This is a genomic window from Alicyclobacillus kakegawensis NBRC 103104, from assembly GCF_001552655.1.
GTDB lineage: Bacteria > Bacillota > Bacilli > Alicyclobacillales > Alicyclobacillaceae > Alicyclobacillus_G > Alicyclobacillus_G kakegawensis.
On record NZ_BCRP01000007.1, the window covers coordinates 177,352 to 184,485 of the forward strand.

7 protein-coding genes and 1 tRNA gene are annotated in these 7,134 nt (G+C 52.6%); 3 read left to right on the plus strand and 5 right to left on the minus strand.

Translation table 11 applies throughout. From position 1 onward, the window contains the following. Nucleotides 1–47: 47 nt before the first annotated feature. From AK2_RS07990 to fabG, 3 genes are read right to left on the minus strand one after another with little or no spacing between them, the layout of a single operon-like run. A complete protein-coding gene (locus AK2_RS07990) occupies nt 48–467 on the minus strand; it encodes a MaoC/PaaZ C-terminal domain-containing protein (protein ID WP_157076270.1) in 420 nt (139 codons plus the stop codon). Between the two features lie 11 nt (nt 468–478). Beyond that, a complete protein-coding gene (locus AK2_RS07995) occupies nt 479–916 on the minus strand; it encodes a MaoC family dehydratase N-terminal domain-containing protein (protein WP_439645086.1) in 438 nt (145 codons plus the stop codon). A 34-nt stretch (nt 917–950) separates the two neighbouring features. After that, nucleotides 951–1,715, minus strand: a complete 765-nt coding sequence (fabG, locus tag AK2_RS08000; RefSeq protein ID WP_067933131.1) for a 3-oxoacyl-ACP reductase FabG — start codon at nt 1,713–1,715, stop codon at nt 951–953. Nucleotides 1,716–1,896: 181 nt separating this feature from the next. Here fabG and AK2_RS08005 point away from each other — a divergent pair, with 181 nt between their 5' ends. Together AK2_RS08005 and AK2_RS08010 are read left to right on the plus strand one after the other, a co-directional pair. Continuing rightward, entirely contained in the window at nt 1,897–2,736 is an 840-nt protein-coding gene (locus tag AK2_RS08005) for a bifunctional 5,10-methylenetetrahydrofolate dehydrogenase/5,10-methenyltetrahydrofolate cyclohydrolase (protein WP_067933133.1), read from the plus strand. 479 nt (nt 2,737–3,215) lie between these two features. Then, nucleotides 3,216–3,302 (plus strand) — tRNA-Leu (locus AK2_RS08010). A 510-nt stretch (nt 3,303–3,812) separates the two neighbouring features. Here AK2_RS08010 and AK2_RS08015 read toward each other — a convergent pair. Continuing rightward, nucleotides 3,813–4,670: a glycosyl transferase family 2 gene (locus AK2_RS08015; protein WP_245632825.1), complete on the minus strand. Its 858-nt coding sequence runs from the start codon at nt 4,668–4,670 to the stop codon at nt 3,813–3,815. A 217-nt stretch (nt 4,671–4,887) separates the two neighbouring features. Then, nucleotides 4,888–5,106, minus strand: a complete 219-nt coding sequence (locus AK2_RS08020; protein ID WP_157076271.1) for a hypothetical protein — start codon at nt 5,104–5,106, stop codon at nt 4,888–4,890. A gap of 378 nt (nt 5,107–5,484) precedes the next feature. Here AK2_RS08020 and AK2_RS08025 point away from each other — a divergent pair, with 378 nt between their 5' ends. Next, entirely contained in the window at nt 5,485–6,993 is a 1,509-nt protein-coding gene (locus AK2_RS08025; protein WP_067933137.1) for a glycosyltransferase family 4 protein, read from the plus strand. The last annotated feature ends 141 nt before the right edge of the window (nt 6,994–7,134 follow it).

A 7,134-nucleotide genomic window follows, 5' to 3' on the forward strand; every position in this document is an offset into this window, starting at 1 on the left:
CCCTGCCTACGCTTCCTAATCCGAGTATACCATGTTTCCCGGCACGCCTAAGTGCCATGCGGAACGCGGAACACCGCCTTTCCCTTCACCACCGTGCGGCCGGAAGATACGGCGGCAGACACGTCGCACTCGGCAATTTCCCAGGCGTCACGGACCTCTACACGTTCAATCCGTCCCTGACACGTCACCACATCCCCCGGACGCACCACGTCCGTAAAGCGAACCGAAAACCGCAGCAAGTCGCCGGCTTCGCCGATAGTCTGTGTCAGCATTTCGCCGACAAAGGCCATGGTCAACATCCCGTGGGCAATGACACCGCCCAGGCCCGCTGCCCGGGCGAACTCGTCGACGGTGTGTATCGGGTTGAAATCGCCGGAAGCGCCCGCGTATTGGACAAGTTGCGTCCGGGTCACTGGCGGCATGCTCACAGGCCCTATCGTCTCACCACGCGCAAACCTCGTCCCCATCATGCCTCCTCCTATCCCCTGCGAATCACGGTGGAACGGGAACGCTCCAGGAGTTCTCCGTCGTCGCCCAAGACCCGATAGGTAAACACGACCAACGTCATCGGCCCCGAACGGCCCTGCTTCTCAACGACATCGGACAATTCCATGGAACAATAGACCGTGTCTCCGGCCAGAATCGGACGGAAATACTCGTACGCCTGCTCACCGTGCAACAAGCCGTCACGGGGAAAGTCAAGCCCGGGTATCGATCCGTAGTCAAAGGTGCGACTGAACGTCGGCGGTGCCAACAAGCGGCCGTAGCGGCTGCGCTGAGCGTACTCCTCGTCGAGATACAGAGGATTGTTCGATCCGATAGCGCGAGCAAACTTGCGTATGGCCCGTTTCTCCACCTCGTTTTTCACCGGATCCGATGATTTTCCAAGAAACGGACGCAATCTGTCGGCCAACACGTCCATCTCCCCCCGTCATCCCCACCGTGCGCGCTCATCCCTGCGGGCGCGCGCCGTTGATATAAATCACCTGACCTGAGACGTAGCTCGCCTCGTCGCTGACCAAGAACGCCACCACATTCGCCACGTCCTCCGGCTTACCCGCCCGGCGCAGCGGAATCCGCTCGATGGCGGCCCGCTCAAACTCCTCAAAGCTCATGCCGACGCGCTCCGCCGTCGCCCGGGTCATATCGGTCACAATAAACCCCGGCGCCACGGCATTGACGTTGATGTTAAACGGCCCCAGTTCTATGGCCAAAGTGCGCGTAAACCCCTGCAGACCCGCTTTCGCGGTCGCGTAGTTGGCCTGGCCCCGATTGCCGAGGGCTGAGGTGCTGCTCGTGTTGACAATCTTGCCGTAGCGTTGTTCAACCATGTAGCGCTGGGCGACGCGGCTGCACAGGAACGCGCCTTTGAGATGGACACTCATGACCGTATCCCAGTCCTCTTCGCTCATCCGAAACAACAGATTGTCACGAATGACGCCGGCGTTGTTGACGAGAATGTCGAGCCGGCCCCAACAATCCACGACCGCCTGCATCGCGGCTTCCACCTGCTGTGCGACGCTGACGTCGCAAGCGGCCGCCAGCGCTTGCCCGCCCGCCGCTGAAATGGCGTTCACCGTGTCTCGGCAGGCTTCTTCGCTCAGGTCGAACACTGCCACCTTCGCGCCGTCCGCCGCCAGGCGCTTCGCCGTGGCCGCGCCGATGCCACGGGCCGCGCCTGTCACCACCGCCACCCTGTCCTGTAGACGTCCCATACGCTCTCCTCCTCAACCTGGACTCTATTACATATATGAAACAATATTCCAAATCATGCGTTACGAATAGATAGTAGCGCACTGCTGAAAACGATGTCAACTCGCGCCTGGCGATCCCGCCCGTGATTCGGTACGATAGCTGGGTAACGTCCTTGCGCCAGCAGAAATGGAGTCGATGTCCATGCCAGAAGCAACACTACTCTATGGAAAACCTGTCGTAGAACAGATTCACGCCCAAATCCGACAACGCGTGGCGGCCTTGAACGCTCGCGGTGTCACCCCGTGCCTGGCCACTGTTCTGGTCGGCGATGATCCAGCTTCGGCGACCTATGTACGCATGAAAGGGCGCGCCTGCAAGCGGCTAGGTCTGCGTTCCGTCCCCATCCACTTGCCGGCCGCCACGAGCAGCCAAGCCCTCATCGACACCATCCAGCGCCTGAACGACGATCCGCAGGTTCACGGTATCCTGCTGCAGCATCCGGTGCCCACCAGCATCGATGAACGCTTAGCGTTTGACGCCATTCGATTGGACAAAGACGTGGACGGGGTGACTAGCGCCGGTTTCGGGCTCACCGCCTTTGACCAACCGGCCCACCGCGCCTGCACGCCACAGGCTATCCTGCATATCCTGGACTTCTATGAAGTCCCGTTGACGGGGCGGCACGCCGTCGTCTTGGGCCGCAGCGCCATTCTGGGCAAGCCCATCGCGGCTATGTTGCTCAACCGCGACTGCACGGTCACCATCTGCCACTCGCGAAGCCAGGATGTCCCGGCCCTCGTTCGGCAGGCCGACGTGGTCATTGCCGCGGTAGGCCGACCGCGATTCCTGCAAGGTGACTGGCTGAAGCCGGGCGCTGTCGTCATTGACGCCGGCTACAACGAAGGGAACGTAGGGGACGCCGATTTTGCATCCTGTTCTCAGGTTGCCGGAGCCATCACGCCAGTCCCGGGTGGCGTAGGACCCGTCACCATCGCCACTTTGCTGCTGCACACAGTCAATGCAGCCGAGCGGCAAGCCTGATCAAGCGACAGAACGACAGGCTCAGCACATGCCGTAGTACGCTGGCACTTTGGTATGACAACCGCTGACCGCTTATGGAAGCCGCTTGTGGATGCCGAGCAGGATTCCGGCTTTGCGGCTTCCACCAAAGACATCGGAAGATCGAGCGGGCCCTCCGGGCGCTCTTCTGCTCCCGGCTGGTGGCGATGGTCGCGTCGTATTTCCGCCGTGGCCGCGTGGCCCCATCGTCCCCGTACGGCCCCTCGAAACCGTGCGCATGCACCTGGTCGGCGCTGGTCAATCCTCCTTCATGCAGACACTTTCTCGATACCCCCGCCTTCACTTTATCGCCGCCACCCATGCGGCTAGGACACCTGGATCTTTGTCACTTTGCCTCCCCGAGTTTTTTGTCCAGCAGAGCTTGCATCAAGAGTAAAGGCCTGATATAATCCTACTTGTCGCCGGTTGAACCAGACGGCGCTGAACACAACTCGATACACGCGGTCGTGGCGGAATTGGCAGACGCGCAAGATTCAGGTTCTTGTGGGCGCAAGCTCGTGGAGGTTCAAGTCCTCTCGACCGCACCAGAAGTAAGGCTGCGCGAATCCGCGCAGCCTTTGTTGCGCGCCCGGCATCCGCGAGGCAAAAGCACACATTGTCCACCGCGAAGCCCCTTAGGCTCAACCTCTCTCGGCTTCATCGCCATCTTCCGGGCAAGCCCCTCGCGGGGTATTCTGCAGGCGCCGCTCGTTGTGCGGACGCATCCAGTCCATCATGGGTCTTTGTTTCGTGTTTGGCTCGTGCCTATGGGTTCACCGGGATCTGGCGGACCGTTGAGCAGAGCCTACAGAGACCGTTCACTGCTGCTTAGGAAGCACTGGAAGAGCTTCCTTTGATGCAAAGCGGCATTGACCATAAGCCTGTCCCGCAAAGGTACATGTTATGAAGATGCCGCGTTTCACTCCTCTTGTCCTTTCCCTTTCATCTCAACTGGGATGGATATACTGCGTCAGTTCCGCGTTCACGCAAAGAACCGATTTGCGGGGTCCGAATTCGCGATTCACGTGAAATCGATATCATCAATTCCCGTTAAGTAATTATCTTGACTTCACTTGATTAATATAATTTATGGTTTCGTATTTCCCTAGTGCTCCGTGTCCCCCCAATGCCGGAAGGACCGGAGGTCCCGGCTGCTTGTCATAATATAAGTCTACGATGACTTTATTTACAATACACCCTTCTTCCATAAACTGCAGATCCGAGAGAAAAGGAATTACATGGTTTGTCATATCATATTCACATGCTGCGTTCTGCAAATAGTAAATTTTAGGAACATATTTTATGTGATTATAGAATTTTATAACATTTATGCGCTCCGGAAAGACCTTCATAACCTCCTGGATAGACAAACTTGGATAAGAAAGGTTGAAAACATTTTGAACAGGCACTTCAAGCCATTTCGTCAAACACGTTTGGGGACAATTCACCAGGGCAGTTGAGTCTCTGATATAACCGGCTAATATGAGAGACATGAACCCACCACCGGAAGACCCGTAAAATAGCACATTCCGCTGGCTGACCCCTATTTTCCCTATTAGTTTTGAAAGAATCGTTGCAATATCCTCGAGATAAAATCTGTCCCAAGTTCCTTGCCCCCACCCCAAAGGGATATCCCCTAAATACAATGTTGGATCATTATAGTAGATCATGGAATCCTCGAAATCATAAATCCATGAGTGTCTCTGAAAAAACGGCAGACTCACCTGAGTCACCATAGCACCAGACCCAAATACAAGTAAATTAGAGGCATTGGCATTAATTTTTATTAGGAATTCAAATTTCACCCCATTCCAATCGACTGTGAGTACAAAAGGGCTCGTAATGGGCAAGTAAAGAGCATCCAATTGATCATAAACAACATTTATTTTCTGATAGTTATTAATAATATTGTCCATTCTTATTTCCCCTTTTTCGCATTTACTGATTTGAATTCATTGTCATCTCATCTAAATGCCACCCATCGTCATTCCGGACTGATTTTCTGTGGCTTCATTCATCACTCCTTTTGTCAGGCAAAATGATTCACAATCAAAATACGAACGTACAAGGAAAAGTGCTTGGACGAACACTGCAGCCTTGTAACTAATTCTTGGTTCCTTCGGCATGTGCCTTTTAGAGGATTAAGTGGGTGTCGAAATCCAAAAATCGACAGGTCTCGTTCAAGACCGTGGCCCGCATCACCATCGGCAAGGTTACAGAGGTCCAGAAATAGACGAGCATCGCGTCCAGACGAAAAAGGAGAGACATCTCCCCCCGGGTTGCACTATAGGCATCTGTAACAACGGATTTGCCCCCCTCAAAGAGACTGAACAGGACGTCGTCCGCCATCATGTACCCATTCCGCCAAGTCCAAATCGACCTTCAAGAATGCGCCTTCCAGTATGAAACCATATCTCCGCTGAGACAGCAGTACAAGCTGAAAATGGGTCCCATAAATCGACACATTCGTGTTCCCATAGCACCGCTGGACGAGTGGCTCTAAGATCTTGTTGGCGATCGTATGGCGGAAAAGCACGACTCCGTGCCGGGAAAACTGCAGAACTTAATCATCCGCCAGACTGCCAGCACCCACAACCGGGACTGACAAGGAAGCGGGACGGGCGATTTGTTCTCAGAATTGCCATTCGCCTATTCCACATTGGATCAACGAACATAACATACTGGGGATGAAGGGTGCTGAAAAAGCGACACCATGAAGGAGTGGTCTTGTTGAAAATTCTGTTTGCCTGCTACTTTGAACTCCCTCACTACGGGGGGCTGAGCCGCTATGTCTATACATTAAAGAAGGAACTTGAGGAACACGGACATCATGTTGACATATTAGCCCATCATCCTGGCATGAATAAGATCTACAAGTTCAATTACACTCCGAATGAGTTTGGATGGAACCTAACAGGCGCTGAAATTGACAAGACCGTAAACGAGCATTCTGAATCCCTCTCGATTAAAGACGTAATAGACCATCAGGTGTTCCGGTACTATGAGAATGAATTGCCACACGTCGACCCCCGAATCCGTTGGAGAGAGATTGAACGCTATACCTTTGAAGTCGCGGCGGCTCTACTGGACTTGAATGATTATGACTTGATTCATACTCACGACATCCTGTCCACGCGTGCCCTGTGGAGAGTTAAGCCGAAAGACACACCCCTTGTCGCAACGATACATGGTATCCTGGCTACCGAATATATCAACTCCGGCGAGATCACAGACACAAATAGCATTAATTGGCAATATGCGATAACAGAGGAATATTACGGACACCTTTCGACGGATGCCACGATTGTTCCGACCAACTGGCAGAAAGTCCAATTGAGTACTCATTACGGAGTTCCGGCCGAGAAAATCAACGTGATTCCTTATGGAATGAATCTAGATCCCTTCTTAAGGCAGTTAAGACATGAGCCATACCCACACTTGAAAGAGGAGCAAAGACATCCGGGCAAAATCGTGATTGCTTGCCCTGCTCGGCTGGTCCCAGAAAAGGATCACAAGACACTGATCGAAGCCTTGAGAATACTCAAGGAAAAACGAAATGACTTTGTCTGCTGGCTCATCGGGGACGGAAATTTGAGGTATGAATTGGAGGTCCAAGCAAAAAAATTAGGATTATATGAAAATATTGTATTTTTTGGAGCCAGATGGGATGTTCCGGCCTTGTTGAAGATCTCAAATATAGTTGTGCTTGCATCCAAACAGGATATGCATCCGTATACGCTAATGGAAGCACAAGTTGCGGGTAAGCCTTGTGTGGCTTCGAACGCTGGCGGAATACCTGAAGTCGTAAGGCACAGGGAAACAGGCTTGATCTTTGAAACGGGAAACAGTGTCCAACTGGCTGAAAGCATATCAGAGTTAATGGACAATCCGGCACTCCGGCTTAAATTGGCAGCCAATGCGGCTGACAGAGGCAGAGTACGATATTCTTCAGAAACGCTATTTGAAAAGACGATGCACATATACTACCAGACAATCGATAAGAAAAAATTATCACCTCAATATTCAACAGAAATACCGGAAGTAATCGGCAAATACGGATTGGTAAAAACCAGAGTGGGTTTAGATGACACGACCTCAAACATATTTAAATTTGATTTGGATTACTCAAAATTCGATGATACCAAATGGAGAAGTATTCTAAAAAATGTCCCGGTTGACTATTCGATCCCTGATACAGCTTATGTCCAGGTTCTAGCCGAACGCAGAAATCCATTCTAACATCCAGTTCGGGTTTGTGAAGTTTTCTACGTTCCTCTTTACGCGGAGTTAAGACCAAGTCAGACTCGGTGTAAAGGGGATTTTTTTGAAGCGGTGAGCTAAGACCAATAGCATGGTCGCGATACCTTCCTTGCGTTCGGG

What these genes read in the sequence shown, in the direction of transcription:
- AK2_RS07990 (WP_157076270.1), bottom strand. Translation starts at nt 467, where the DNA reads ATGGGGACGAGGTTTGCGCGTGGTGAGACGATAGGGCCTGTGAGCATG.
- fabG (WP_067933131.1), bottom strand. Translation starts at nt 1,715, where the DNA reads ATGGGACGTCTACAGGACAGGGTGGCGGTGGTGACAGGCGCGGCCCGT.
- AK2_RS08005 (WP_067933133.1), top strand. Translation starts at nt 1,897, where the DNA reads ATGCCAGAAGCAACACTACTCTATGGAAAACCTGTCGTAGAACAGATT.
- AK2_RS08015 (WP_245632825.1), bottom strand. Translation starts at nt 4,670, where the DNA reads ATGGACAATATTATTAATAACTATCAGAAAATAAATGTTGTTTATGAT.
- AK2_RS08020 (WP_157076271.1), bottom strand. Translation starts at nt 5,106, where the DNA reads ATGATGGCGGACGACGTCCTGTTCAGTCTCTTTGAGGGGGGCAAATCC.